Consider the following 26505-nt stretch of genomic DNA (forward strand, 5'->3'; position numbering starts at 1 on the left):
AGCTTCGATTAACGTTTTGAGAATTGTGGGCGCTTACGTGCTTTACGTAGACCAACTTTCTTACGTTCAACTTGACGTGAATCACGAGTTACAAAACCAGCTGCTTTTAGAGCAGGCTTATTAGTTTCGTCAAGCTCGATTAGGGCACGAGTGATACCGTGGCGAATCGCGCCTGCTTGACCACTGATACCGCCACCTTTTACAGTGATGTAAAGGTCGTAATCATTAGGTGATTCAAGTAGCTCTAATGGCTGACGAACAACCATACGTGAAGTTTCACGGCTGAAGTATTCATCAAGTGGTTTACCGTTGACATTGATGCTACCAGTACCTTTCGCTAAAAAGACACGAGCGGTAGACGTCTTGCGGCGACCAGTTCCGTAATTGCGTTCCATAAAATTATCCTTAGATGTCTAGTTCTTTAGGTTGCTGAGCTTCATGTGGATGCTCTGTACCCGCATATAGTTTCAGCTTCTTGATCATCGCATAGCCAAGAGGGCCTTTAGGAAGCATACCCTTAACTGCTTTGTGTAGAACATCTTCAGGCTTATGTGCAATCAGCTTGTTGAAGTTGGTTTCTTTAATACCACCTGGGTAACCACTGTGGCGATAGTACTTTTTATCTTGTGCTTTTTTGCCCGTTACCGCGACTTTATCTGCATTGATGACGACAATGAAGTCACCAGTGTCAACGTGCGGGGTATAAGACGTTTTGTGCTTGCCACGTAAGCGAGTAGCGATTTGCGTGGCTAAGCGACCAAGGGTTTTGCCGTCAGCATCGACAACATACCAGTCATGGGTCACTTCAGCTGGTTTTGCACTAAGTGTTTTCATGATAAAACCTTAAATTTAGAATTCGTTGAGAGTTTAGCTGGGAACGGGGCTCTCAAAAAACAGACTGCACATTATAAGCAGTAGCGCTCCGGCTTGCAAGCGCCAATGGGGTTTATTTTCTCCTGCATTACATTAAACAGTCGTATTTAGCAGGTTTTTACGGGTTTTGTACTTTTCAGCGATAAAGCACTCGATACCTTATCATTATTTGATGATGAGGGGTTAAGTCTAATCGTAAAAAGCAGTGAGATAATTATGACGTTGACAGCTGATAAAGTCCAGCGACAACTTGTCCTACTTTGTTTTGTTTTAGACACTCAAAGCCAGTTATTGGCTGCAAATTACTATTCTCATTGAGGGTTTCGGCCAATTGCGCCAATTGAGTCGTTAAGTCTTTATCGGCTTCTAAATAGATGAGCGTGCTCGGAGTGAGTAATTCTTGCTCTATAAGTGTCTTCAAGATAGGCTGCCACAGATCGTCTGCGTATGGTGGATCGATAAAGACAATATCAAACGGTTGGTTAATATTCTGATCTTGCTGCAATAATAGCTCAGCTTTACCAGACTTTATAATAAAGCTATCCGCCTCTAAACGTAGCTGTTCAGCGCTTTGTGCTAGCAGTTTTGCTTGTGCTGGGTTGGCTTCAATAAAAGTGCAATGCGTAGCGCCGCGAGATAAAGCTTCAAAGCCTAAGACGCCGCTACCTGCACAGCTATCTAATACGCGCGCGCTATGAATGTCAGCGAGTAGCCAATTAAATAGCGTTTCACGCAGGCGATCTGGCGTCGGACGCAGGCCCTCACCATCGATAAAGGTGATGTTACGCCGCTTAAACTGACCACCGATGATGCGGACATGGCCGGCCGCTTGTTGCGATCTTAATGTACTATCTTTTGCTTTACCGCCCTTTGGTTTTGAAGCTTTTGTTCTTTGAGTTTTTACTTTTTGGGCTTGCGAGCGGCGTATTGCTGAGGGCTTTTTCATAATAAAACGGTTGAATATTAATAGTTTTAGGGAGTAGATGTCTCGGTAGTAGATAGCGCTTCTTCTTCTAAAGCTTCGGCCTCAGCTTCGGCGGCGGCTTCTGCTTCACGGATAGCATCAAGGCGCGCCTTTTCTAACGCTTTGTGACGCTTAATTATTTTTAGCTGATCTGGGGTTGGCGGCATAATAGGGTCTTTATCACGCTGCACGACCCAATAGTCAAAGAGCTCTCGTCCGATAGGGGCGGCCACGGTACTACCGCCGCCGCCGTTTTCGACCAATACTGCTAGCGCAATAGTTGGGTTCTCAACTGGCGCAAAACCGGTAAACCAAGCATGATCCCAGTGCCGTTTATCCAGAGCCGATTTGTCATAGCTTTTACCCTGCGCGATAGACTTTACCTGTGCGGTACCGGTTTTACCAGCGATACGATAGTCTTTGGTATAAATACGGCGCGCGGTTCCACGCTTTACGGTATCTTCCATAGCATCGTGCATACGCAGCCAGTCGGATGGCTTTCCATTATAGTCGATTTTGCCATCAGGCTTGCTAATGACCTTGACAGGAGCCGCGCCTTCACTGCTTTTTAGTAGATGTGGGGTGATATGATTGCCTTTATTAGCCGTCATCGCAGTGGCGTTAGCGACTTGGAGCGGGGTGGCTAAAAAATAACCCTGACCGATACTCACCGATATCGTCTCGCCCGGCAGCCAGTCTTTATCATAGCGATCTTTTTTCCACTTGGGCGAAGGCATGATGCCAGATTTCTCATTAGGCAAATCGATACCGGTACGCTCTCCAAAGCCAAATCTAACCATCCAATCATGTAGGCGCTGAATACCCATCTCATAAGCAAGCTTATAATAATAAGTATCGACCGACATCATGATCGATTTTTTGAGATCGACGGTACCGTGACCGCCACGTTTCCAATCACGAAAACGGTGCGAGTCCCCAGGCAAGCTGAAGTAACCAGGGTCATAGATAGTGGTTTCCCAGTCGCGTAGACCGTAATGAATACCGCCTAAACCTGCAAAAGGCTTAATTGTAGATGCTGGTGGATACATTCCTTGCAGGGCACGGTTATATAGCGGCTGATCGATATCGTCGCGCAGGGCGCCATAGTCTTTGAATGAGATACCAGAGATAAACGGATTGGGATCGTAGCTTGGGTTACTGACAAAGGCGAGTACATCGCCATTTTGCGGGTCGATAGCGACGATAGCGCCGCGTCTACCATCTAGCTGCTCTTGCGCTATTTTTTGTAGGCCATAATCTAAGCTCAAAGTAATGTCATTGCCTGCGATAGGCGGCTTGGTTTCTAATTGGCGAATGATATTACCATGAGCGTCAGTCTCCACCGACTGATAGCCTGGCTCGCCGAGCAAGATATCTTCGTAATAATCCTCGATACCGATTTTGCCAATCAAGTCTGTACCTGCGTAACGATCCTTATCGATGCGCTTGGTTTCTTTATCATTAATCCGGCCAACATAACCGATCACATGGGCAAACAGCTCATCGTAAGGGTAGGAGCGGGTGAGCTTACTTTGAATAGTCACCCCCTGAAAAAAAGGCTTACGCTCGCTAAACTGCGCCAATTGAGTCTCTGTTAAATCGATTTTGACGGTGACAGGATCGCGCTTACTGCGAGACAGACGGGACAAAATATCGGTAATATCTTTATCGCTCAAATCAAAAATAGGTGCAAGTAGCGCAAGCACACGCTCAGGGTCTTCGACAATATCTGGGTTAATCATAGCGGTGAATACCGGCTGATTATCCGCAAGCAAGATACCGTTACGATCGTAGATATAACCGCGACTCGGCGGCGCAGATATCAGTTTGATACGGTTATTGTCCGCCTGCGTACTATAACGATCGTGAGCGTACACCTGCAAAAAACCATAACGCACTATCAAACCGCTCAAACCCAAAAATATCAGCACTCCAAGGATAATAATCCGCCGCATAAACATGCGATTGACCTGTTCAGTATTTGGAGTGAGTGGTTTATTCATAGCAGACAGGGACCTAAAACGAGAGGGGCGACACATACAGCGCTGAGCAATAACTAAGCAATAAAGAGTGCAGCAAATATATAGGATGCTGACAAAAATAACAATAATAATTTCAATCACATAGCGATTTTTTTGCGCTAAGTTATAATGTCAGCCAAGCTGCAAGGCGCAGATTATAACAGAGACTACTCACTAAATATAAAAGGATATAACCGTAGCAGGCTATAAGTTCACTAATAAGTGTCCAATAATGAGGATATGTTAATGAGTATTGGCTAATAAAAATTATGCACAGTGACGCTAAATAATGACTGATGTAAAAGGCCCACAATCTTGCTTTTAGCCTTACTCTTAGACGCTTACTTAACAACACTATTTTAGATGAGTAGAGCCAATTGAGCTTCACTAAAAGTGTCGCCTACGGTCATAACTTCCATAACCTATATGGGTGCTAAAAAATAGCAAGTATGTTAAAATCAGGCGGCTTTATGTCCGGTATCAAAACGGTATCAATGCAGTAAGACGGCTTATCATTAAGCCTAATAAAAAGTTATCAGTAAAAACGTAACCGTATAAAATCAATAGGCTGACAATAACCTTTATATAAGGGACGTGCAAAGTCATGGACGTAACCTCGATATGGCAGACAATCGCTGAGCATCCAGAATTCCTTGCTATGCTGACTATTCCGCCGGTGACTGCATTTGTCACTTGGGCACACGTATGGATGGCATTAAAAATGCTATTTTATCCCATCAAGTTTTGGGGTATTCGCATTCCTAACTTTCCCTTCTTTGGTTTACCAGGGATAGGGTGGCAAGGTATTGTACCGCGTAAAGCGGGTAAGATATCTGGGGTTATCGTTGATCAGACGCTCTCAAAGCTTGGCTCATTAGATGAGTTTTTTAAGGCGATGGAGCCTGAACAGATGGCTGTTTTTATTACCGAAAAGGTCGATGAAAACCTCGAGGCGCTCATCGATGAGATTATGCTTGAGCGCTCAGAGACGTTGTGGGGCAATTTGCCTTATGCCATCAAACGCCGTATTTATAATCAAGCGCACAAAGCCCTGCCAGAGATTATGCAAGCTTTGGTACTGGATTTGACCAATAACGTCGAAGAATTAGTAGATATGCGCCAGATGATCGTCAATACGATGGAGAACGATCGGCGCTTGATGGTCAATATGTTCTTACGGGTTGGGCAAAAAGAGATTAATTTCATTTGGCATATCAGCGCGCTCATTGGGTTAGTATTCGGCCTGATTCAGATGTTTATCTTCTTGTTTGTACCGCAGCATTGGACAGTACCGTTTTTTGCTGCTATTTGGGGGCTTTTGACCAATTGGATTGCTATTTGGATGGTGTTTAATCCTGTAGAGCCGCGCTTTATTCCTTATGTAAAGTTCTTTAGACGCAGTAGCCGCTTTCCGTTTGTAGTGCCGCAGCTACCGCATATTGCTCAGTTTCGCTTTCAAGGCGGTTTTATGAAGCGCCAAGAAGAGGTCTCTGAGGTATTTGCTGAGATTGTGGTCAAAGACTTGGTGACACTTGAGAACATCATGAATGAGATGATGTATGGTACGCGCGCAAACGATACGCGTGTATTGATGAAGTCGCACCTTTATGAGCTGTTAGAGACTCCTGTCATTAGGACGTCGCTGCGTATGAGCTTAGGTCGTCGCGAGTTTGGTAAGCTCAAAAACACTATCATCGATAAGTCGATTAGCGCTACGATGGTACCAATACGCGATCCTGAGCTGAACGAGAGCCGCGCTAGCAAAATTTTTGGTTTATTTCGTGACCGCATCCGCGCTTTGACCCCGCGTGAGTTTCAAAACTTGCTGCGACCTGCCTTTCGAGAGGATGAGCTGACGCTGATTGTACTTGGCGGTTTGACTGGGTTTTTAGCCGGTTGGCTACACTTAGTATTAGTATTTTTCCCCGCTGTGGGTTAGGTTTTTTATAGCCAAATACCTCGATATCCAAAGTAGGCTAAAAGCTGCGATAAATAACGCCCTACTCAAAAGACAATATAACTACTCAACAACTACTTAATCGCTGCATGTATTAAGTAGTTATAAATTATTGAACCGTACTATACTCGCGGCGACAAAATAAACGACGATGGTATCAAGCAAAACCTAAAAGATAAGCCGCTAAATGTAGCATGCTTATACCGCTTAATGGCGGTTTGAGGTTTTGCGCTAAAGTAGACAAGGTTAGACGGTATGTTGATCACAGAATTGGGTTATTTTGCCTTGCTTGCCGCTTTTGTGTTGGCAATATTGCAAGTTGTATTACCGACCATTGGCGTTATGCGTCATCAAGTCGCTTGGCAGCGCTTGGCACCAAGTCTAGCTTGGGCACAGTTTGCCGCTATGATTGTGTCATTTGCCGCGTTGATGGCAGGCTTTTATTACAATGATTTCACTTTGGTCTATGTGGCTCAGCACTCCAATACGTTGCTGCCTTGGTACTATAAGCTATCCGCAACATGGGGCGGGCATGAAGGCTCGCTGCTACTGTGGATGACTATCATGGCCAGCTGGTGCGCCTTAGTTTCCTACTTTAGCCGCGGTCTGCCATTATCTATGCGCGCGCGGGTACTCGTGATATTGGCAGCAGTGCAGCTGATGATGCTGGCGATGCTGATCTTTACCTCATCGCCGTTCGAGCGTACTCTACCTAACCTGCCGGTAGATGGCGCTGATCTCAATCCCGTACTACAAGACTTTGGTCTGATTATCCATCCGCCTATGCTTTATATGGGTTATGTCGGTATGGTAGTGCCTTTTGCGTTTTGTATGGCAGCATTATGGGAAGGGCGACTCGATGCGGTATGGACGCGTTGGTCGCGTCCTTGGGCGCTAGCAGCTTGGGGCTTTTTGACGATTGGTATCGCTCTTGGCTCTTGGTGGGCTTACTACGAGCTTGGCTGGGGCGGCTGGTGGTTTTGGGATCCCGTAGAAAACGCATCTTTGATGCCGTGGTTGGCAGGGCTTGCGCTGTTGCACTCGCTGGCGGTCACCGAAAAGCGCGGGGTCTTTAAAGCTTGGACTATTATGTTGGCTATTTTTTCCTTTGCGCTGAGTTTATTAGGGACGTTTTTGGTGCGCTCTGGGGTTATCACCTCCGTGCATTCGTTCGCCGCTGACCCGACTCGCGGTTTAGTGATTTTGGCGATTTTAGGTATTATCATCGGTGGCGGCCTATTGATGTTTGCGGTACGCGGTTGGCGCTTGACGGTTGAGAGCCAATATCAGCTGATATCGCGCGAATCGTTTTTGGTGATTAATAACGTCATTATCTTGATCTCAACCTTAGTAGTGCTTTTAGGCACGCTATATCCTATCATCGCTGACGCTTTCAATTTAGGCCAAGTCTCTGTAGGCCCTCCTTACTTTAACGCTTTGTTTGTTCCGTTAACTTGGCTGCTGCTGATAGCGATGGGCATGGGCTCTAATATCCGCTGGAAAAAAGACAAGCGGCCTTTATTAGGCGTGGGGATGGTCATCGCGGTCAGTAGTTTAGTGCTCGCAGCGATCATTGCCTACTTTGCTCATCCGTCCTCTATGCTCAATATCGGTGTGACGTTAGCAGTGAGCTTTTGGGTGCTTTTATGGATGGTGATTGATTTTAGAGATAAAACTAAAAACGCACCTAGTCTCTTTAAAGGTCTGCGTCAGCTGCGCCTGAGCTATTGGGGACAGCAAGTCGCCCATATTGGTGTGCTGATAGCGGTAATTGGGGTGGCGTTTACGACCAGTCTGAGCATCGAGCGCGATGTCGCGATGGCTGAAGGTGATACTGTTAATGTCCAAGGCTACGACTTTAATTTAGTGGACTTTCAAGAGATCAAAGCGAGTAACTTTGATGCCACACAAGCAACAGCGGCTGTCAGCAAAGACGGCCGAGCAGTGGCGACACTGACGCCAGAAAAGCGTACGTATATTATCAGTACCATGCCGACCACCGAGGCGGCGATTGATCCCAGCTTAATGCGTGATGTCTATGTAGCGCTTGGCGAGCCTATCGCTGAGGGCAGTAACGAATGGGCGTTACGTATCTATGTTAAGCCGCTGATTCGCTGGATTTGGCTTGGCGCGATTATTATGGCTTTAGGCGGGCTGCTGAGTATGCTCGATAAGCGCTACCGTATCAAAAAATCCAAAGGTGCTTTATTAGAAACCAGTAGTACCGACACCGCGCGTACGGTAGATACGGCAACGCTAGCAGCAAGTGCGAAGGAGAAGTAAGATGAAGAAAAAACAGTTAAAAATATGGTTTTTGATTCCGCTGCTGGTATTTATTGGGGTGCTTTATCTGCTAGGCAATCAGCTAGGTAAGCCGACTGAAGTGGTGATGAATACTGCGCTTGAGCGCCCAGTACCTGCCTTTGAGCTGCCTTTATTATCAGATACTAGCCGTATTGTGACGAACGATAATCTGCCTGATGAGCCTTTTTTGATGAATGTTTGGGGCTCTTGGTGCCCCACTTGCGTCGTTGAGCATCCTTTCTTGATGGAACTTGAGGAGCGCGGTGTTAATCTGGTCGGCGTCAATTATAAAGATGAAATTGGTGACGCGCTGAGTTATCTAAACCGCGGCGGCGATCCTTTTTCGATGTCTATTCAGGACTTAACGGGTCAGTTTGCTTTAGATTTGGGTTTAACGGGCGCGCCTGAGACCTTTATAGTCGATGGTAATGGCATTATTCGTCAGCATATTATTGGCGAGATTAATGAAGCCAACTGGCAAGACCGTATCACTCCTTGCTTGATGGTACTCAATGAAGCCAATAAGACCAATGCGGTCCCTGAGGCCAGTCAAGTTACGGAGGCCTGTCAATAATGACTCATATAATTCTGAAAGCCGCCGGCCTAATGCTCGCTTGTCTGTTTAGCCTATCAAGCTATGCGGCCATTGATGTCTATGATTTTGAATCCACGCAGCAAGAAGCGCAGTATCGCGGCCTTATCGAAGAGCTGCGTTGTCCAAAGTGCCAGAACCAAAACTTGGCAGGCTCTGACGCCCCTATTGCCCAAGACCTCAAGCAAAAGACCTTTGACTTGGTTAAAGAAGGGCGCAGCGATGGTGAGATTCGCAGTTACATGCAAGAGCGCTATGGCGACTTTATCAGTTATAAGCCGCCAGTGCGTCCATCGACTTGGATTCTATGGTTCTTTCCGCCATTATTGCTAATCGTGCTTATCGGCGGTTGGTTTTGGCAAAGTAAACGCCGACAGGCTGCTGCTCGCGGTCAAAGCCGAGTGAAGGTCGAGAGTACCGCTGCGGCGCTTACTCCAGCAGAAAAAGCAGAACTAGATCGTCTATTATCACGTGCCAGTGATAGTAATAGTACCAGTACTGATAGCACCGACCATGATATCTCAAGCCCAGAGGACAAAAAATGACCCTATTTTCTACTATCGGCTTATTTATTGCTCTAAGCTTATTTATGGCGCTGATTTTGGCGGTTATCGCTATTACTCCGTGGCTACGCGCCGCGCGTATCAAATCGAACCCAGTAGACAATCAGCTGCTCGATATCAACGTCGCGGTATTCCGTGAGCGTTTGGCTGAGCTAAAAAGCGATAAAGACAGTGGAACGATTGACGACACTCATTATCAAAACCAAAAGCTTGAGCTTGAGCGTCAGTTGTTAGATGCGCAGCGAGAAGTCACGCCTATGGTTGCGCCAGGTATCAAAAGCCGTCTGATTGTGATGGTTTGGGTGCCAGTATTAGCCGCTATGGCGTATCTGTTGATCGGCAATCGTACCCCAGTATTTGAGCTATGGGCAAGCGAGGACAAAGTCGGTCAAGTCGCTGATGATCTGTTGACCGGTAAAATCGATCAGCCGCCTGCTTGGGCGATTGAAGATGGCAGACAGCTTATCAGCGCGATGCAGACCAATGTCTATCGCCACGCTGATGACCCAGATCGCTGGATGCGCTTATCAGAGCTGTTCTTATCGCTAGAAGCGACGCCTTCTGCGATAGAAGCGCTGTCTCGAGCTTATCGCTTGTCGCCTGAAAACGAAGAGATTGCAACGAGTTACGCGCAGATTAGTTTCTTTGCCAATGAAGGCCGGCTTGATGCCAATATCCGTAGAGTACTGCAAGACGTGCTTGTCGATAACCCGCAGCACGAAGGCGCGCAGATGCTAATGGCCATGGGCGAGGCGCGTAGTAGTAACTTCGATGAAGCGCAAGGCTGGATTAGCCGTTTGCGAAACAGCATTGCTGCTAAGCCTGGCGATCATAGCCGAGCGCTTGCCAGCCTAGATGAGCTCAGCGCCAATATTAACGCGCAAAAAGCGCAAGCGGCGCAAGGTGTCGATGTTACGGTTGTGGTCAACTCAAGCTTATTGCCGCTAGTAAAAGGGGACGATGTGCTCTTTGTGGCGATACGTGATGTCAATGGCGGACCACCTTTCGCTGCCAAGCGTCTACCCATATCGGTGATTAAGCAAGGCGAAGCCAATATCAGCTTGAGCGATCTGGACGCTATGATGCCTGAGCGCACTTTAGCCTCAGCTCGCGAGCAAAAAACGCAGCTGGTAGTAATTGCTCGTATTAGTCATAGTGGTAATGCAGTTGCTGAATCTGGAGATTTATCCGGTAATCCGGTGGTGATCAGCACCGACCAAAACCAAGTCAATGTCGAGATTAATCAGCAAGTACCTTAAGCTAAATGGTCTTACGGTTAATATTTATGGTTATTACAAACAGCGTGTCAAAGCTCATTATTTGACGAGTCATATTGGCACGCAATTGCTTTACATGAACAGTAAAGTCATAGCAACTTTGGCAATATAAGATAAAAAAACTTGAGCTTTATAAACCCACAAGGTAAGGTATGGCTTGCAATTCACCAATCCCTATGTTTTGTAATTTTTTAGAATTTCGAAAACCCATCTATTGAGGAGAAACGTATAATGATGCGTATTATTTTGCTAGGTCCCCCTGGCGCTGGTAAAGGCACCCAAGCCCAGTTCATCTCTAAAGAGTATGATATCCCGCAAATCTCCACAGGTGATATGCTACGCGCTGCGATCAAAGAAGGCACTGAGCTTGGTAAACAAGCCCAAGGCGTGATGAATGCAGGTGGTCTTGTTTCTGATGATCTTATCATCAACTTAGTGCAAGAACGTCTCGCTAAGCCTGATTGTGCCAATGGTTGCATATTAGATGGGTTCCCGCGCACCATTCCACAGGCGCAAGCGTTAGCTGAAGCAAATGTCGCTATCGATCATGTGATTGAGATTAGCGTTCCTGATGACGAAATCGTCAAGCGTCTCTCTGGTCGTCGTCAGCATGCTGACTCAGGCCGTATCTATCATATTGACCATAATCCGCCAAAAGTTGAAGGCATCGATGACGTAACAGGTGAGCCGCTTATTCAGCGTCCAGATGATAAAGAAGAGACCATTCGTGAGCGTCTAGCCACTTATCATGAGCAAACCTCTGCTTTGGTCGGTTTTTATCAAGACAAAGCCAAAGAAGGCGCGGATACTCCTGATTACGATAAGTTTGACGGTACCCAAGCGATTGATGAAGTCAGAGAGCAAATCTTAGCCGCATTAAAAGACTAAACAGCTAGCAATAAGCTCATACTTGCTTATATCAATGCATAAAAAACCGCCTAACTCATGAGTTAGGCGGTTTTTATTTTACCGATTAATCGGTTTAAACGAGTCTATTTAATATAGGCTTACGCTTTACCTTGTGCGTCTACTTGAGCTTGCTCTTGGCTTTGGGCATAAGCTTGGTCAAAGTTGACCGGCGCTAGTAGCAACTGCGGGAAGCTACCACGAGTGACGATGTCGCTGATCACTTCACGCGCATAAGGGAACAAGACGTTAGGGCAGTACGCGCCTAAGATTTGTCCGATTTGGTCTTCTGGAATATCTTTTAATAAGAAAATACCGGCTTGGTGTACTTCGGCGATAAACGCTGGTGCTTCTGCGTTTTTAGCATTGACACTAACGGTTAGAGTCACTTGATAATGGTCGTCGTCTAACTTCTCAGCATTGCTTGATAGGTTGATATCTAGCTCTGGGTTCCACTCTTTGGTGAATACATCAGCGCCAGGTACTTCAAGCGACATATCTTTGACATAAATGCGCTCTAACGCCAGTTGGGGTTGTGCTTGTTCTTCAGCCATGGTATTTCCTCTAAAAATTAATAAATTAGTCGTTCAAAATAATGCGAAGTTATGCCGTTTAACCTACTAATAGCTCATCAAGCTTGCCTTGCTGATTAAGTTGATTAAGCTCATCAAAGCCGCCAATAAAAGTATCACCCACAAAGATCTGTGGCACGGTGCGGTAATTATTGGTTTTTTGCATCAAAGCACGGCGGTCATCGCTGCTGATATCATGCATACCAATCTCTTCATAGTCGACGCCTTTAGATTGTAATAATTGTTTGGCGTTTGTGCAATAGGGGCAGATTGGCGTGGTATATACTTTTACAGGAACCGTCATAATAAATCCTTATTTATAATAAATGAGTCGTTATGATGAATATCAGCTGCCATTATTGAGCAGTGTCGTTTTCATTGTCTTCAGTTATGAAGTGGGGCTCTCGGGTATAAATTCAAGCGGATAGCGATAAATGTAATAAAAGTTCACAATAACTGCGATTGCTACTTTTGTAAAAAAAGACATCATAGCTTTTTACGATAGCTATGATGTCTTGATATTTGGCGAATACATAATTGGTAAATACAAAGCTTGCTAAACCACAAATTTGTAAGATTGGGATCTACTATTTACTGAGCTTCGGCTTAGCTTTGCCTTTTTTGGCTTGCGCATCTTTTGGGCTCACTAATGGCATACCAGCGCCTTGCCAACCGCCAACGCCGCCTTCTAGACGATAAACGTTGTCTTTGCCGATCATCTGTATCGCCGCACCCGCTTGCACGCCCATATCACAAATGATAATCACAGGCTGCTCGATTGCGCGGATTTCTTCTATACGATCTTTTATTTCAGTAAAAGGAATATTGCGGCTACCTTGAATATAGCCGGTCTCAAATTTCTTTTTGGTACGAATATCGATCAATTGCGCATTTTGCGAGTTGACCAGCATCCCAAGCGTGTTAGGAGATATTTTTTTGCCACTACGTTTATTTTCAATGGTAAAAAACAATATAGCTAATACCGCCAAAATACCAAATAAAAAAGGGTGATTGCCTACAAATTCAAGCGCACGATCCACAACAGACCTCCAAAAAATTAGGGCTCTAGCAGACTGCGAATACAGCCCAACCATATCGAACCAGGCGCTATTATACCGATAAGACTCGTTATAGTAAACGGCCGATCAGAGCAAACCGGCGCTAGTATGGCTTAGTGTCCGCCTCTTCTCGCAAAGTGACCAGATTCTCAACGCGGCGCTGCAAGACTTCCCCATCTGCTACCGCTTGCCATAGCGCGCAGCCTTTGGAGTTATAAGTGTGCCGACAGTCGCGAAATTGACAATAGCCTGCTAGGGGAGCCAGCTCAATAAAGCCTGAAATAATATCTTCAGGGGTCAGATGCCAGATGCCGTATTCGCGAATACCGGGCGTATCAACGATGCCGCCAGCAGTCAAATCATCAGGGTTGAAGGGTAATAGCCGACTGGTCGTCGTGGTGTGCTGACCCAATTGTGAGTTCTCAGAGATGACATTGACGCTTTGCGCGGACTCCGGCAGCAGCGCGTTGATAAGACTACTCTTACCAACACCAGACTGACCGGCGAAAATAACAAGCTTATGATCGATATAGCTTTTGAGCTCACTGAGGCCTATTTGCTCGGCGCTCTCAGCGATATTTTCAGGGCAATCAACAGAGGTCAGCACACTCTCATAGCCCAATGCGGCATATTGAGTGAGTAGCTCACGGGTGTCAGCGTAGTCATCTTGCGCCAATAAGTCTGCTTTATTTAAGACCAGTAGCGGCTTCACACCAGCGTGATGACAAACGACTAAATAACGGTCAATCAATGAAGGCGCAGCAGCTGGCAGCGGCGCAAAAACAATCGCCAAAATATCGACATTAGCGGCGACAGGTTTGAGCTTATGGTAACGATCTGGGCGCGAGACTAAAGAGGTGCGCGGCTTGACGGACTCAATACGTCCAAAGCCGGTATTAGAGTCAGCCGTCCAGCGTACTTGGTCGCCAGCGGCGAGCATCGGCAGGTTGGTGCGTACATGACAGCGCCAAATGTCTCCAAGTGCAAGCTCTTGCCAAAAAGGCTCAGGGTCGTCGGGACCAATCTCTGGCGGCTCAGCAATAACGGCCGGTAAGCTGGTGACTTGCACCTCTAGCTGCTTACCGTAGTGCGCCATGACCACACCATCCATCAAGCTATCATCAATACTATCTTGACTCTCTAGTTGCTGCTTGTCTATGCGCCGAATCTGTTGTTTGGTGAGTTTGCGTTGCCGAATCAATGCCATGAGTGCTGCCTATAACGAAAATATTGCTCAGTGTAGCGCGAAAATTTGCTACCATACAGCTTAAGCTTAACAGGGGTTTTGTAACATTGTAAACACCGTTGAAGCGAAAGAAATAACGAGATATTTTAAACCTTAATAATAGGACGCCTTATGAGTAGCGATGACCATCCCAATAAGATAAAAATTAAGAATCAAGGCAAAAAGGGGCTGGTCTGGATAGACCTTGAGATGACTGGACTCGATACGCTCAATGATGAGATTATCGAGATTGCAACTGTGGTCACTGATGAGGATCTCAATGTGTTGGCTGAGGGGCCGGTATTTGCGATCAAAATATCGGATCAAAGGCTCAATCAGATGGACGAGTGGAATACTAAGCAGCATGGCCAATCAGGCTTAGTCGATCGGGTGCGCCGTAGCAAAGTAACACTAGCAGAAGCTGAAGCGGAAACGATTAAGTTTTTGAATAAATGGGTTGATAGTGGTAAGTCGCCGATGTGTGGTAATTCTATCTGCCAAGATAGACGTTTTTTGGCGCGCCAGATGCCGGAGCTTGAGCGCTTCTTTCACTATCGCAATTTAGATGTGTCGTCGGTAAAAGAGCTGTGCTTTCGCTGGCGGCCAGACATCTTAAAGAATTTTGAGAAGGGCGGTAGCCATTTAGCGTTAGATGACATCCGCGACTCTATTCGCGAGCTGAAGCACTATCGTCAGCACTTTTTTAAGCTAATGGAGTAGTGCAAGCTTTAACTTAGAGCACTTATTTTATCTTATGGCAACGCTAGTTATAGCAGCGCTATAGTCGATTCGCTCTAAAAATGGTATAGCGCTGCTGGGATGAATTTTGCGCAGCATCGAAGGAACGCAGCACGCAAGTAAAATTTATACCAGTAGCGTCTCTAAATTCATAACACTTTTATTTCGAACTGACTGTAACAAAAGCAGCTTAATAAGAAAAACCTCCAAGCCAGCTACTGACTTGAAGGTTTATTTTATTCTAAATCGTGAAAGCTACATATAGTTTTCGATGCCATCTATCAAAAAAGCGAAAGAGGACTCCACCCGACATTAGGGTGGAGGTGAATTTCGCATCACTGGCTAACCTCGCTGGTTCTGAATGTATTGCTTAATAATATCTAATGGCGCACCGCCACAAGAGCTTGCAAAGTAGGAGCGTGACCAAAGCACAGGCTTGGAATAAGCTGCTCTTAAATCAATAAAATCACCCCTCATTCGTCTACTTGTGACTGACTTCAAGTTATTAACCAATTTGCTTAATTGCACCGTTGGCGGATACTGGATAAGCATGTGGATATGATCTGCCTCACCGTTACATTCTTTTAACTCAGCATCAAAACTCTTGCACACCTCAGCGGCACACTCACTGAAATACTCGTGATGCAGCTCACCTAAAACTTTTTTTCGGTACTTAGTGATAAAAACCAAATGAACGTGGAGGTTAAAGGCAGCATGGCGGTTTTTATGTATCTCACTCATTGCAATAAATATCCTCAAATGCTAGTATTACAAGCATAATACCAAACACACACTCATTAACAAAGAACGCATTTATGAAAATCAACAAAGCGTATAAATTTAGGCTTGAGCCTAATGCGGAGCAAGAGATTATTTTAAATAATCTTGTCGGCTCTGCACGTTTTGTTTGGAATCAAATGCTGGCAATCTCATTTGAGATGTTTGCTAAAGATGAGTTTATCAATGCCACGAACCTTGTTAATAAAATCATGGATCTAAAGAGCAACCCTGATTTCGCGTTCTTAAAAACCAGCTCAAACGCTGTATCTTTACAACAAAAGGTACGTGATCTGGCATCAGCTTGGTCACGTTTCTTTGATCCTAAAGCACATGCCAGATTGAAAGAAAATAAAAAGAAACCTCGCAAACCCAAGTTCTTTAAACTGGCTGATGGCACAGAGATTCAACGACGACCGTTGATGCCACAATTTAAGCGCAAATCAGATGGGTATGACTCAATTCGCTTGGTTCAGTTTGACAAATACTGCCGTGTTGAGGGCAATCGAGTAAAACTGCCTAATGGCATTGGTCTGGTGAAGTTTAGAAAATCGCAAGACATCATTGGCACGATTAAAAACATCACCATCAGCAAGAAGTCAGGGCACTGGTACGTGTCGTTTGGCACAGAGCGCGAACTGACTGAAAACCCTCGCCACCCTGCCACAAGCGCTATTGGCTTGGATATGGGTATCAGCAAACTACTCACCACCTCAAACGGTCAGTACATTAAACCTAAGAACAGCTTTAAAGCCAATCAAGTAAAACTGGCCAAATTACAGCGTCAATTAAGCAGAAAGGTTCTGTTTAGCCAAAACTGGAAAAAGCAAAACCGCAAGATTCAAAAACTCCACAGCCACATTGCTAATATCAGACACGACTACTTGCATAAAATCACCACCAGCATCAGCAAAAGCCACGCCATGATCGCTTGTGAGGACTTGAAAGTCGCCAATATGTCGAAATCAGCCAGTGGCACGGTGGAGAACAAAGGTCGTCATGTCAAAGCCAAGTCAGGATTAAATAAATCCATTCTAGATCAAGGTTGGGGCATGATGGTCAATATGCTTGAGTATAAACAGCAGTGGCGCGGTGGGTTGCTGGTTAAGGTAAACCCACGCTACACTAGCCAAACCTGCTCTGAATGCAATCATATCGCCAAGGAAAACAGACAAACTCAGGCAAAATTTGAGTGCGTCAAATGTAGGTATGTTGCGAACGCTGATATTAATGCAGCTCGTAACATATTAGCGGCAGGACATGCCGTTTTGTCTGCGGAGGGAGGATGCAGTAAAGGTCGCCCGTTGAAACAGAAAACAAGCGACCTTCGTGAGAAAGTCGCCTAAGAGCATCTGCTTTTAGAATCCCCCACTTGAGCTTGGCGAAAGTGGTGGGAGTATGTCAACATATCAAAAACTACATATAGTTTTCGATACTTGGGCATGAGCACATAAGATTCTTATCGCCATAAACATCATCGATACGGCCGACGCTTGGCCAGAATTTGTGCGCGCGCACGTACGATAGCGGGAATGCCGCAACATCACGGCTATACGGATAGGACCACTCTTCATCAGTGATCACAGAGGCGGTATGCGGCGCGTTAACGACTGGGTTGTTCTCTAATGTCCAACCATCTTCACCAGCTTTGGCTTTCATGATCTCAGCTTTGATAGATTTGAGCGCATTGATGAAACGATCTAGCTCCTCTTTAGACTCAGACTCAGTCGGCTCAATCATCAGCGTTCCGGCGACAGGGAAGCTCATCGTTGGCGCGTGGAAGCCATAATCCATCAAGCGCTTAGCGATATCGCTCTCAGTGATGCCGGTGTCTTCTTTTAGCGGACGGATATCAATGATACATTCATGCGCCACTCGGCCGTTTTTACCGGCATATAAGACCGGATAGTCAGACTTGAGCTGATCAGCGACATAGTTGGCATTGAGCAGAGCCAGATTGGTCGCCTCAAGCAAACCATCGCGGCCCATCATCGTAATATACATCCATGAAATCGGTAGGATGCTAGCTGAGCCATACGGTGCTGCGGATACCGCTGAGCAGGCGTTTAGTGCATTATGTACTGGAACCACGGCATGGTTGGCTTTGAACGGTGCCAAATGCGCCTGCATACCGATAGGACCCATACCAGGGCCACCGCCGCCATGCGGAATACAAAAAGTCTTATGCAAGTTCATGTGCAGCACATCTGCGCCGACATCAGCAGGCTGCATAATAGCTACCTGCGCGTTCATGTTGGCGCCATCCATGTAGACCTGACCACCATGCTTATGAATGAGGTCACAGATGTCACGGATACCTTCTTCAAAGACGCCATGGGTCGATGGATAGGTAATCATTAACGCGCCTAGATTGGCACTGTGCTCTTCACATTTTGCCGTTAAGTCATCGATATCGACGTTGCCGTTGTCATCGGTTTTGACTACGACGACTTGCATGCCCATCATGATAGCGGTTGCTGGGTTGGTTCCGTGTGCTGACATAGGAATTAGGCAGATATTACGATTGGTCTCGCCTAAAGACTCATGGTAGCGGCGGATAGCTAACAGACCGGCGTATTCACCAGAGGCACCGGAGTTTGGCTGCATAGAGATATCATCGAAGCCGGTGATGGCTTTTAGCTGCTCTTGTAAGCTATCGATCATCTCGATGTAACCTGAGACTTGATCTAGCGGCGCAAAAGGATGCACATTGGCGAATTCAGGCCAAGTAATTGGCAGCATCTCGCTTGTGGCGTTCAGCTTCATCGTACAGCTACCTAGCGCAATCATGCTGCGGTTCATCGCCAAATCTCTATCCTCTAAAGATTTTAGATAGCGTAGCATTTCGTGCTCAGTGTGGTGCGAGTTAAACACCGGATGGCTTAAGATATCATCGTTACGCAGATACGTCTGATCTAGTGATACGCTAGCGGTTTCTGGTAGCTGATGAGAGGTATTAACAAACAACTGAGTCAATACTTTGAAGTCTTCTTCATCGCTGGTTTCACTAAAGGCGACGCTGATTTTAGTATCGTCAAAACGCCATAGGTTATAACCAATATTATCAGCGTTCTCAAAAATTTGGGTCGCTAGCTTTTCTGAACCACAATCAACGACAACAGTATCGAAGAACTGATCATGTACAACGCTAAGTTTATTTTCGCCATTAGCCTGTCTGATGACTTCTGCAAAGGCAGTGGCAAAAGCATGAATACGCGTTGCAATACGTTTGACACCGCTTGGACCATGATAGACAGCGTACATGCCAGCGAGGTTGGCGAGTAGGACTTGTGAGGTACAGATGTTTGAGTTGGCTTTTTCGCGGCGGATATGCTGCTCACGAGTCTGTAGTGCCATACGTAGCGCCGTGTTACCTTGCGCATCTTTTGAGACACCAATGATACGGCCCGGCGCTGAGCGTTTGGCTTTGTCAGAAAAAGCAAAGTAAGCGGCGTGTGGACCACCATAACCCATCGGAATACCGAAACGCTGCGTACTACCTAAAGCGACATCTGCGCCCATATCGGCAGGCGACTTTAGCAGCACAAGGCTCATGATATCGCTGACGACGCTGACATAGGTTTTCTTTTCTTTAATGGCACTGATAACGTCGGTTAAATCCTGAACATCGCCTTCTTTGCCGACATATTGGAAGATCGCACCGAAGTAATCGCCTGATTTTGCCAGTTCAAAGTCGCCAACGACTACGTCCCAACCAAAGTACTTAGCGCGAGTCTGGATAACGTCTAGTGTCTGCGGATAAATACGTTCATCAACAAAGAACTGCGTTGACTTGCTTTTACTCATGCGTTTAGACATCGCCATCGCTTCAGCAGCTGCCGTCGCTTCATCAAGTAGGGAGGCGCCCGCCATCTCAAGACCCGTCAGATCAATACACACTTGCTGAAAGTTTAATAAAGCTTCTAGGCGGCCCTGAGCAATTTCGGCTTGATACGGCGTGTAAGCGGTGTACCAACCTGGGTTTTCGAGCACGTTACGCTGAATGACCGCTGGCATACGTACTGGCGAGTAACCTTGACCGATATAGCTCTTATTCACAGTGACGTTATCTGCCATCTTGCGCAGTTTGGCAAGCGCCGCATGCTCACTCATCGCCAGTGGTAGATCAAGATCTTTATGCAAACGTACTGGCTCTGGTACCGTATCGTTAATAAAGCTTGCCATGTCTTGATAGCCAATGGCGCTCAACAGATCAGCTTGCTTGGTTTCGTTTGAGCCTAAGTGGCGATAGACAAATTCAGACTCATTAAATAAACCTTTAAAGGTATCGAACGTCGGTTTTTGAGAAGTGGTCATGACAGTCCTTATTAGCGTTTAAAGTAAGGGTAGAAAGATAAAGTCATTTATTACGCGACTTGTTGTTAGTAATTTAGTAGTAAAAGCGAGCTCAGCGTCGCAATATCGCTATGATCAATAATGCGACTTCATTTTATTAAACGTAATGTACAAATTGCTCTTGCTCGAAGCGAAACTGCGAACTGTAGATGCCGTTATCAGCGCGCTCACCGGCGCCTATCATCATAATGATGTGATGATCGTCGGTCAGCTTAAGTAGTCGCTTCATCGCCGGCTCATCGAAACCGCCCATCGGGCAGCTATCAAATCCATGCGCCCTGAGAGCTAGCATGAGGTTTTCGGCGGCGAGGGCAGTATTGTTCGTCGCCCAGTTTTTGACATCGTCAAAGGTATAATAAGGCGTCTTGATAGGGCCTTTGACTTGTCTAAAGACTTTGGTCGCGCTCCATTTGGCAGCAGAGATGACATTGGCAGGACCACGTAAGAAGTCTAGTGCAACCACTTTGGTATAGTAGTCTTTGACCTTTTTTGGCACTGGCTTATCTGGATATTCATCGAGGATTTGTTTGGCATGATCGTGCCAAATATCGGTACGTGCCACGACGGCTATCAAGCGCGCGGAAGTTTTCGCCGCGTTTTGATTCATGCAATTCTTAACGGCGCGTTTACGCTTGTCTGGGCTGTCAATGACATAAAACTCCCACGGCTGTAAGTTACTTGAGTTCGGCGCTAGCATCGCCAAACGTAAGCAGTCAGCCATAACCTCATCAGGAATAGGCGTGTCAGTGAAGCGGCGCACTGAACGGCGCGACTCGACTACTTGAGTAAAAGCTTGTAGTTGAGGAGTATGCTCCGGCATGGCTAAGGTGTCTTTAGTAGAGTTGGCGCTTTTATTATCAGTACTCATGTCAAAGTCCGTGCAAGTGTCGTTAAAGTGGGCAAAATGCCTAAGTCCGGCATGTATAGATAAGATAGGGGTAGGCGTTCAAAACCTAAGCTGTATTATGATAAAACGTGATAACACGTAATATTTAGATAGTGCTTGCGTATACTATTTATCTAGTAGGTAGGTATTACGCAGCAGACTTATAAGCTCAAACGTACAAATGTACAAAAGGTTTAAAAATAAGGGCAGATATTGACCTCAGAGTCTACTGGTATAGAACCTACTGACACCAATACCTGCAAAACCTTTTATATAAGCTATGAGGGCTTAAGACTTACAGCTCGTTCTCATACTCTTCAGCACTTAGTAGCGCTTCATAGTCGTCCATATTGTCCGGCTTCATTCTAAAGAACCAACCTTCGCCATACGGGTCTGAGTTAATGATTTCCGGATCGTCTTCTAAGGCTTCGTTGATAGCGACGACTTCGCCTGAGATAGGAGCGTAGACATCCGAGGCAGCTTTGACAGATTCAACGACTGAGATCTCATCATCAACAGCGATAGTATCGCCAACATCAGGTAGCTCAACGAATACCACATCACCTAACAAGTCTTGGGCGTGGTCAGTGATACCGACAGTAACCGTGCCGTCGTCTTCTAAACGTAGCCATTCGTGGCTGGCGATATATTTTAGTTCTGCTGGGACATTACTCATAGTTCTCTCCTAAAGAGTAGCGGGTGGTTTATAATGAATGCAAACTTTATCATCAGATAAAGCGGATAGCCAAAGCTGACTGTAATATTATCAGTGATGGGACTGGCAAAACAAATAGTATTAGTCGAATTGCTGCTGACCGTTACGCACAAAAGGTAGCTTTAATACGCGTACATCGACAAACTTGCCTTTACCGCGCAAGTCGATCTGTACCGTATCTTCCTCTGAGAGGCTAGCGGGTACGCGAGCGATGGCAATAGAGTTTTTGAGACTAGGGGAAAAGGTGCCACTAGTGATGACGCCGGTCTGCTCATTGTCAGTGCCTTGGTTAATGGTCACTTCCATACCTTCGCGCAGCACCCCGCGGCTAGTCATAAGCAGGCCAACTTGCTTCATCGCGGTATTATTCTTTTTTGCCTGCTTACGCTTACTGACCAAAGCGTCGCGGCCGACAAACTCACGCTCGTCTTTTAGCGCCAGCGTCCAGCCCATATTGCACTCGTAAGGACTGATATTATCATCCATATCATGACCATAAAGGTTCATACCCGCTTCCATACGTAGGGTATCGCGAGCGCCGAGGCCAGCAGGCTTAATGCCATTATCTTTTAATAAGTCAAAAAAGGCCGGCGCGTCATCACCGTGCATAATGACCTCAACGCCATCTTCACCGGTGTAGCCGGTGCGCGCAACGAACCAATCTTGGCCTTCGATATGGCTCAAATCCGCACCAACAAAAGGCTTAAGACCTGATAGTGTCTCTGACCAGCTTGGCTTGGCTTTGGCTAGTTTTTCAACCGCTTTTGGACCTTGTACCGCAATCATGGCAAGCTCTGGGCGTTCTGTTAAAGTGACCTCAAACCCTTCAGCAACGTTATGGAACTGAGCGATATCTTTGTCGCGAGTGGCGGCGTTAGAGACGATGCGGTACTCAGTTTCGGCCTCATTCATTAGATAGACGATTAAATCATCGATAATACCGCCTTGCTCATTTAGCATCGGCGAGTACAGCGCTTTACCCACGGTTTTGAGTTTAGCAACATCATTCGCTAGCAGCTTTTGTAGCCAAGCTTTAGCATCAGCGCCGCTGATATCGACGACGACCATATGCGAGACGTCAAACATCCCAGCATCGGTACGCACCGCTTCATGTTCTTCTATTTGTGAGCCGTAATGAATAGGTAGCTCCCAACCTGAAAAGTCCACCAACTTGCCGTCGCTATCGACGTGCGACTGATACAGAGGGGTGCGCTTAGGGGCTGAAGGTGTTGCAGAGTCAGTGTTTTGAGTATTAGAGTCAGTCATAACAAATCCTTGTAGTTACGCCGCCTCTACTATTTATCAGTCAAATCGTAAGTCAATAATAATCAAGCTAATGACGATTACAGAGTTATCAAAGTCATTACTAGTGGATCTTAGGGTGAGCGATCCAATAATGACAATTTATTGATTAATAGTATAAAGGAAGCAAGTAAACCATAATGAGAGGTAACCATACCAACGACACCGTTGGCAATAAAAAGGGTGGCACAAAATAAAGCTACGCAAAAACACTAGCAGTGTCAATTGCATATAAGCCCTATCTGTCCTGTGACCTGAGATTTTCAATACGCTATTGAGTCCTCACTTTTATAGTGAAAAGGCAACAGCGTATTTTCTCCCCTTCGGTGGATGAAGCTCTATAAGTCTTCACCGCTCTCCAGATTTGTTATGCCCAGTTGTGTGCTGTGATAATAGTTTGGATATTTAAGCTATTATCAAGTCGTAATAATAGGCATGAGTTTTTCAGTCCTTTTACCTGAGCGATTGGCAGGGTGGATGCGCCTTCGGTGGTCTTGTCATTGGTCATAGCTACAGGCTATTGCCATAATGATAAAACTCTCTCCTGAAAAACCCTTTTATTATGAAAGGTTCCCCGCTGTTTTACAAGGCATCTTGGTGTTTAATTAAGCGTTTAATCAAAATGAATCATTTAACCGTCTTTTTTTGAGACGTTAAGAGGCTGGTTGTCCTTTACAGATATTGTTTTAGGGTTAGCAGTGCGGTTGAGCTGCTATCAGCTCAGCGTTTCGCGCAATAAAACGTAAAGCCACTACAGATAATTAGTCAAATTATGCTAGGCTACAGCCATAACTTTGATAAATATTTTACAGATAGGTAATGGTTATGCATTGTGACATTTATAAATTCCCTAAACATCCAGATATGTACGTTTACATAGCGCGCCCTGATTACCCAGATGACACCGACGAGATCAAAGATTGGCTCAGTGTACTACCCAAAGACTTTCGGGCAGGGCTAGGCACGAGCAAGTTTGTGATGCATTTAGACCTTAGTAATACCAAGAAGCTTGCACGAGTCGATAAAGAGGAAGTGCTGGCTAAGCTACAAGAGAAAGGATATTTTGTACAGATGCCGCCTGCGGACGTGATGCGCCGGCAGGCCGAGATGCGCGCAAAAGAAGCGCAAGACAATAAGTATGATTAGAACATGTCGTACCTTCACAAGTCGTGATAAAATAGCCTTTTAACATATAGTCAATCAATATTAAAAGTGGTACAAGGCAGACGAGTGCAAGTACTACAGTAGTAGGCTAAACGAGTCTAACGCTGTAACACTTTAATAGTGGTTCGACTATAGTGCTTTTTAACATAGTGCTTTAGTGCAGTGTTCAAAGAATATTTTTAATGAAGGTTTTTAGCAAAGGTTTTTGACACCGGCTTTTAGCATAACTTCTTAACATAGTTCTTTAACATAGTTCTTTAATATAGTTTTTTAACAGAGTTTTTAACTTAGACGTCGTTTGACATCGGCATCACTAAACGTAGGTGATTGAATAAGCATGGATTGGTTGAAAGGTATTTTAAATTTTTTGCCACTTGAGCAGCTCAGCGATATTCTTGGTGAGATTGTGATTTGGTGGAGTCAGATGGTCAAAAACGTACCACCTGCCGACTTACCTATGTACGCTTATCTAGGCGGGACGGTCATCGTCTTGCTATTATGGATTTTGGTTGCACGCGTTTTGCCAAAGCCACTTGGTGGTATGATTTGGATGGTTATCTTTGCCGTACTATTAGCGCCCGGTACCGCGCTTGGCGAACAAGGCGAGATCGCGCCTGCTAGTATCGGCGTGATTTATGCACTATTGATGAAGGATACTGCCTCAGCGGTGAGCAACTCCCTGCCTATCTTGGTGGTGCTAGTGGTTGGTTTGTTTATCGGTTTTGTTTGGCAACTGATCCGCGGCGCTTTTGAGTCCAGTCTCGATAAGGCGCGGCGCAATAGTGCTGAAGACACCGAAGCCAATATGCAACTGGCATCAGGCAACTACTTAGAAAAAAAACATAGCGAGCCAGTACCAACAGCACAAACCGCACAAACAAACGACCTTGCAGCTGAGCCTAAAGCGTCTGATAGCCCTACCAAAAAGCCTGTGAAAGGATTTTATAGTAAAAAACCAAGTAATGAAGCGGCGTCGCACGTAGATAAAAAAGACTAATGGCAATACTCAGTAAACATTATTTTGGATGGTATTAGCATTAAAGAAAAGACACTATTTATTAGTGTCTTTTTTTCTTTCTATAACTTTTTACATCCAAATTAGCTTGCTCAAATATACGGTTTTATATCCGTTTCATTGTTTGTTTTTTATAAGGCATAGACTATCGTAACTAAAAATTGCAAACCCATCAGTATTTTGGCATTAACACCGGTTATGCTAATCTTAAATTATTTATATTGCATGGCTTTTATTGCATGTTAGTGTCTAAATTTAGCATCTATCAAACGCCTTTATTTTCAACACATCCTAACCACTAATATTGAGATTTAACTTTATGGCAGACAATAACCAAAAGAACTTTACCGGTACCAATACTTATATCGCCACTGACGATCTCCAGCTCGCCGTTAATGCGGCGATGACGCTACAAAAGCCGCTGTTGATAAAAGGCGAGCCGGGCACAGGTAAGACCTTGCTCGCTGAAGAGGTAGCCGAGAGTCTAGGTATGCCGCTGATTACTTGGCATATCAAGTCCACGACCAAAGCTGAGCAAGGCTTGTATGAGTATGATGCAGTATCACGTCTGCGCGACTCGCAACTTGGCGATGATAAAGTCTATGATATCGGCAACTATATCAAGCCCGGTAAGCTGTGGGAGGCGTTTACTAGTGAGGAGCGTAGTGTGCTGCTTATTGATGAAGTCGATAAAGCCGATATCGAATTCCCTAATGACTTATTGCATGAGCTCGATAAAATGTCATTTTATGTCTATGAGACAGGCGAGACCATCTCAGCTGAGCAGCGCCCAGTGGTCATCATTACCTCTAATAACGAAAAAGAGCTACCTGATGCGTTTTTGCGTCGCTGCTTCTTTCACTACATCGACTTTCCTGATGAGCAAACCATGCGTCAAATTATCGAGGTGCATTTCCCTAATATCCAAGAAAAGTTGGTCAATGATGCGCTCGATCTTTTTTATAAACTGCGCAATTTGCAAGGTCTTAAAAAGCCGCCTTCGACCTCTGAGTTGGTCGATTGGTTAACGCTATTGTTAGCTGACGATATGGCACAAGAAGAGCTCGAAGAAAACTTGCGCGGCGAAAAATCCATTCCGCCGTTATATGGCGCGCTACTCAAGAACGAAGCTGACGTCAATTTATTACAGCGCTTTGCCAATATGATGCGCCGTTAATCATGAGCTTTGTAGGGCGTTTACGATAAGCTCGTATGAGCCATTTTGCTAGCTAGGCCTGTC

Annotated in this window: 24 protein-coding genes and 2 riboswitches; of the genes, 11 read left to right on the plus strand and 13 right to left on the minus strand. The window is 45.6% G+C overall.

Translation table 11 applies throughout. The annotated features are described in order from the left end of the window. Positions 1-8: 8 nt before the first annotated feature. The 4 genes from rpsI to mrdA all read right to left on the minus strand — a co-directional run bounded on the left by rpsI (position 9) and on the right by mrdA (position 3840). Positions 9-395 carry a 30S ribosomal protein S9 gene (gene rpsI / locus AAEY83_RS00460; RefSeq protein ID WP_025647144.1) on the minus strand — a complete coding sequence of 129 codons (387 nt, stop codon included), beginning with the start codon at positions 393-395 and terminating at the stop codon, positions 9-11. Between the two features lie 10 nt (positions 396-405). Beyond that, entirely contained in the window at positions 406-834 is a 429-nt protein-coding gene (gene rplM / locus AAEY83_RS00465) for a 50S ribosomal protein L13 (protein ID WP_025647143.1), read from the minus strand. A gap of 253 nt (positions 835-1087) precedes the next feature. Then, the gene (rsmD, locus tag AAEY83_RS00470; RefSeq protein ID WP_025647142.1) at positions 1088-1819 is read right to left on the minus strand and encodes a 16S rRNA (guanine(966)-N(2))-methyltransferase RsmD; all 732 of its coding nucleotides are present in this window, start codon (positions 1817-1819) and stop codon (positions 1088-1090) included. A 26-nt stretch (positions 1820-1845) separates the two neighbouring features. Further along, on the minus strand, positions 1846-3840 hold the full coding sequence (gene mrdA, locus AAEY83_RS00475; protein ID WP_025647141.1) for a penicillin-binding protein 2: 1995 nt from the start codon (positions 3838-3840) through the stop codon (positions 1846-1848). A gap of 622 nt (positions 3841-4462) precedes the next feature. Here mrdA and AAEY83_RS00480 point away from each other — a divergent pair. From AAEY83_RS00480 to adk, 6 genes are all read left to right on the plus strand, one after another. After that, complete coding sequence (locus tag AAEY83_RS00480; protein WP_025647140.1) at positions 4463-5797, plus strand: DUF445 domain-containing protein; 1335 nt, start codon at positions 4463-4465, stop codon at positions 5795-5797. Positions 5798-6070: 273 nt separating this feature from the next. Continuing rightward, a complete protein-coding gene (locus tag AAEY83_RS00485) occupies positions 6071-8098 on the plus strand; it encodes a heme lyase CcmF/NrfE family subunit (RefSeq protein ID WP_025647139.1) in 2028 nt (675 codons plus the stop codon). A 1-nt stretch (position 8099) separates the two neighbouring features. Continuing rightward, positions 8100-8693: a DsbE family thiol:disulfide interchange protein gene (locus AAEY83_RS00490; RefSeq protein ID WP_025647138.1), complete on the plus strand. Its 594-nt coding sequence runs from the start codon at positions 8100-8102 to the stop codon at positions 8691-8693. A gap of 32 nt (positions 8694-8725) precedes the next feature. Next, entirely contained in the window at positions 8726-9256 is a 531-nt protein-coding gene (locus AAEY83_RS00495; protein ID WP_413771584.1) for a cytochrome c-type biogenesis protein, read from the plus strand. After that, entirely contained in the window at positions 9253-10533 is a 1281-nt protein-coding gene (gene ccmI, locus AAEY83_RS00500) for a c-type cytochrome biogenesis protein CcmI (RefSeq protein WP_025647136.1), read from the plus strand. The genes AAEY83_RS00495 and ccmI overlap by 4 nt, the downstream gene beginning before the upstream one ends. Positions 10534-10785: 252 nt before the next feature. Beyond that, complete coding sequence (adk, locus tag AAEY83_RS00505; protein ID WP_198013365.1) at positions 10786-11439, plus strand: adenylate kinase; 654 nt, start codon at positions 10786-10788, stop codon at positions 11437-11439. A gap of 119 nt (positions 11440-11558) precedes the next feature. On the opposite strand, the gene secB is transcribed toward adk, so the two are convergent. The 4 genes from secB to rsgA form a co-directional block, all read right to left on the minus strand. After that, positions 11559-12011 (minus strand): protein-export chaperone SecB, encoded by a 453-nt coding sequence (secB, locus tag AAEY83_RS00510; protein WP_025647134.1) that lies wholly within the window; start codon positions 12009-12011, stop codon positions 11559-11561. Between the two features lie 58 nt (positions 12012-12069). Then, the gene (gene grxC / locus AAEY83_RS00515) at positions 12070-12333 is read right to left on the minus strand and encodes a glutaredoxin 3 (RefSeq protein ID WP_025647133.1); all 264 of its coding nucleotides are present in this window, start codon (positions 12331-12333) and stop codon (positions 12070-12072) included. A gap of 283 nt (positions 12334-12616) precedes the next feature. After that, positions 12617-13069, minus strand: coding sequence for a rhodanese-like domain-containing protein (locus AAEY83_RS00520; RefSeq protein ID WP_025647132.1), 453 nt, complete (start codon positions 13067-13069; stop codon positions 12617-12619). Between the two features lie 121 nt (positions 13070-13190). Beyond that, positions 13191-14294, minus strand: coding sequence for a ribosome small subunit-dependent GTPase A (gene rsgA, locus AAEY83_RS00525; RefSeq protein ID WP_025647131.1), 1104 nt, complete (start codon positions 14292-14294; stop codon positions 13191-13193). A gap of 150 nt (positions 14295-14444) precedes the next feature. On the opposite strand from rsgA, the gene orn reads away from it, so the two are divergent. After that, positions 14445-15032 (plus strand): oligoribonuclease, encoded by a 588-nt coding sequence (gene orn, locus AAEY83_RS00530; RefSeq protein WP_025647130.1) that lies wholly within the window; start codon positions 14445-14447, stop codon positions 15030-15032. 360 nt (positions 15033-15392) lie between these two features. Here orn and tnpA read toward each other — a convergent pair whose 3' ends face one another. Beyond that, positions 15393-15791, minus strand: a complete 399-nt coding sequence (gene tnpA / locus AAEY83_RS00535; protein WP_025647129.1) for an IS200/IS605 family transposase — start codon at positions 15789-15791, stop codon at positions 15393-15395. A gap of 74 nt (positions 15792-15865) precedes the next feature. On the opposite strand from tnpA, the gene AAEY83_RS00540 reads away from it, so the two are divergent. Then, positions 15866-17173 carry an RNA-guided endonuclease InsQ/TnpB family protein gene (locus tag AAEY83_RS00540; RefSeq protein WP_025647128.1) on the plus strand — a complete coding sequence of 436 codons (1308 nt, stop codon included), beginning with the start codon at positions 15866-15868 and terminating at the stop codon, positions 17171-17173. Between the two features lie 70 nt (positions 17174-17243). On the opposite strand, the gene gcvP is transcribed toward AAEY83_RS00540, so the two are convergent. The 4 genes from gcvP to gcvT all read right to left on the minus strand — a co-directional run bounded on the left by gcvP (position 17244) and on the right by gcvT (position 23050). After that, positions 17244-20144, minus strand: coding sequence for an aminomethyl-transferring glycine dehydrogenase (gcvP, locus tag AAEY83_RS00545; RefSeq protein WP_025647127.1), 2901 nt, complete (start codon positions 20142-20144; stop codon positions 17244-17246). A 136-nt stretch (positions 20145-20280) separates the two neighbouring features. After that, positions 20281-21051: a nitroreductase family protein gene (locus AAEY83_RS00550; RefSeq protein ID WP_037059828.1), complete on the minus strand. Its 771-nt coding sequence runs from the start codon at positions 21049-21051 to the stop codon at positions 20281-20283. A gap of 313 nt (positions 21052-21364) precedes the next feature. After that, the gene (gene gcvH / locus AAEY83_RS00555; RefSeq protein ID WP_025647125.1) at positions 21365-21745 is read right to left on the minus strand and encodes a glycine cleavage system protein GcvH; all 381 of its coding nucleotides are present in this window, start codon (positions 21743-21745) and stop codon (positions 21365-21367) included. A gap of 120 nt (positions 21746-21865) precedes the next feature. Continuing rightward, positions 21866-23050 (minus strand): glycine cleavage system aminomethyltransferase GcvT, encoded by a 1185-nt coding sequence (gene gcvT / locus AAEY83_RS00560; protein WP_025647124.1) that lies wholly within the window; start codon positions 23048-23050, stop codon positions 21866-21868. Between the two features lie 268 nt (positions 23051-23318). Beyond that, positions 23319-23458, minus strand: a riboswitch (glycine riboswitch). A gap of 63 nt (positions 23459-23521) precedes the next feature. Beyond that, positions 23522-23643, minus strand: a riboswitch (glycine riboswitch). Between the two features lie 268 nt (positions 23644-23911). On the opposite strand from gcvT, the gene AAEY83_RS00565 reads away from it, so the two are divergent. The 3 genes from AAEY83_RS00565 to AAEY83_RS00575 all read left to right on the plus strand — a co-directional run bounded on the left by AAEY83_RS00565 (position 23912) and on the right by AAEY83_RS00575 (position 26442). After that, complete coding sequence (locus AAEY83_RS00565) at positions 23912-24232, plus strand: YcgL domain-containing protein (protein WP_025647123.1); 321 nt, start codon at positions 23912-23914, stop codon at positions 24230-24232. Positions 24233-24587: 355 nt separating this feature from the next. Then, entirely contained in the window at positions 24588-25247 is a 660-nt protein-coding gene (locus AAEY83_RS00570; protein ID WP_025647122.1) for a hypothetical protein, read from the plus strand. A gap of 337 nt (positions 25248-25584) precedes the next feature. Continuing rightward, positions 25585-26442: an AAA family ATPase gene (locus AAEY83_RS00575; protein ID WP_025647121.1), complete on the plus strand. Its 858-nt coding sequence runs from the start codon at positions 25585-25587 to the stop codon at positions 26440-26442. Positions 26443-26505: the final 63 nt, after the last annotated feature.

The organism is Psychrobacter sp. TB20-MNA-CIBAN-0197 (assembly GCF_040309765.1).
Lineage (GTDB): Bacteria > Pseudomonadota > Gammaproteobacteria > Pseudomonadales > Moraxellaceae > Psychrobacter > Psychrobacter submarinus.

Bases quoted from the DNA above. Each gene is read 5' to 3' on its own strand.
- rsmD (WP_025647142.1), bottom strand. From the start codon at position 1,819: ATGAAAAAGCCCTCAGCAATACGCCGCTCGCAAGCCCAAAAAGTAAAA.
- adk (WP_198013365.1), top strand. From the start codon at position 10,786: ATGCGTATTATTTTGCTAGGTCCCCCTGGCGCTGGTAAAGGCACCCAA.
- AAEY83_RS00495 (WP_413771584.1), top strand. From the start codon at position 8,726: ATGCTCGCTTGTCTGTTTAGCCTATCAAGCTATGCGGCCATTGATGTC.
- gcvT (WP_025647124.1), bottom strand. From the start codon at position 23,050: ATGACTGACTCTAATACTCAAAACACTGACTCTGCAACACCTTCAGCC.
- AAEY83_RS00565 (WP_025647123.1), top strand. From the start codon at position 23,912: ATGCATTGTGACATTTATAAATTCCCTAAACATCCAGATATGTACGTT.
- rpsI (WP_025647144.1), bottom strand. From the start codon at position 395: ATGGAACGCAATTACGGAACTGGTCGCCGCAAGACGTCTACCGCTCGT.
- AAEY83_RS00540 (WP_025647128.1), top strand. From the start codon at position 15,866: ATGAAAATCAACAAAGCGTATAAATTTAGGCTTGAGCCTAATGCGGAG.
- AAEY83_RS00480 (WP_025647140.1), top strand. From the start codon at position 4,463: ATGGACGTAACCTCGATATGGCAGACAATCGCTGAGCATCCAGAATTC.
- orn (WP_025647130.1), top strand. From the start codon at position 14,445: ATGAGTAGCGATGACCATCCCAATAAGATAAAAATTAAGAATCAAGGC.
- rsgA (WP_025647131.1), bottom strand. From the start codon at position 14,294: ATGGCATTGATTCGGCAACGCAAACTCACCAAACAACAGATTCGGCGC.
- AAEY83_RS00490 (WP_025647138.1), top strand. From the start codon at position 8,100: ATGAAGAAAAAACAGTTAAAAATATGGTTTTTGATTCCGCTGCTGGTA.
- tnpA (WP_025647129.1), bottom strand. From the start codon at position 15,791: ATGAGTGAGATACATAAAAACCGCCATGCTGCCTTTAACCTCCACGTT.
- rplM (WP_025647143.1), bottom strand. From the start codon at position 834: ATGAAAACACTTAGTGCAAAACCAGCTGAAGTGACCCATGACTGGTAT.
- AAEY83_RS00570 (WP_025647122.1), top strand. From the start codon at position 24,588: ATGGATTGGTTGAAAGGTATTTTAAATTTTTTGCCACTTGAGCAGCTC.
- ccmI (WP_025647136.1), top strand. From the start codon at position 9,253: ATGACCCTATTTTCTACTATCGGCTTATTTATTGCTCTAAGCTTATTT.
- AAEY83_RS00485 (WP_025647139.1), top strand. From the start codon at position 6,071: ATGTTGATCACAGAATTGGGTTATTTTGCCTTGCTTGCCGCTTTTGTG.
- AAEY83_RS00550 (WP_037059828.1), bottom strand. From the start codon at position 21,051: ATGAGTACTGATAATAAAAGCGCCAACTCTACTAAAGACACCTTAGCC.
- gcvP (WP_025647127.1), bottom strand. From the start codon at position 20,144: ATGACCACTTCTCAAAAACCGACGTTCGATACCTTTAAAGGTTTATTT.
- gcvH (WP_025647125.1), bottom strand. From the start codon at position 21,745: ATGAGTAATGTCCCAGCAGAACTAAAATATATCGCCAGCCACGAATGG.
- grxC (WP_025647133.1), bottom strand. From the start codon at position 12,333: ATGACGGTTCCTGTAAAAGTATATACCACGCCAATCTGCCCCTATTGC.
- AAEY83_RS00575 (WP_025647121.1), top strand. From the start codon at position 25,585: ATGGCAGACAATAACCAAAAGAACTTTACCGGTACCAATACTTATATC.
- secB (WP_025647134.1), bottom strand. From the start codon at position 12,011: ATGGCTGAAGAACAAGCACAACCCCAACTGGCGTTAGAGCGCATTTAT.
- mrdA (WP_025647141.1), bottom strand. From the start codon at position 3,840: ATGAATAAACCACTCACTCCAAATACTGAACAGGTCAATCGCATGTTT.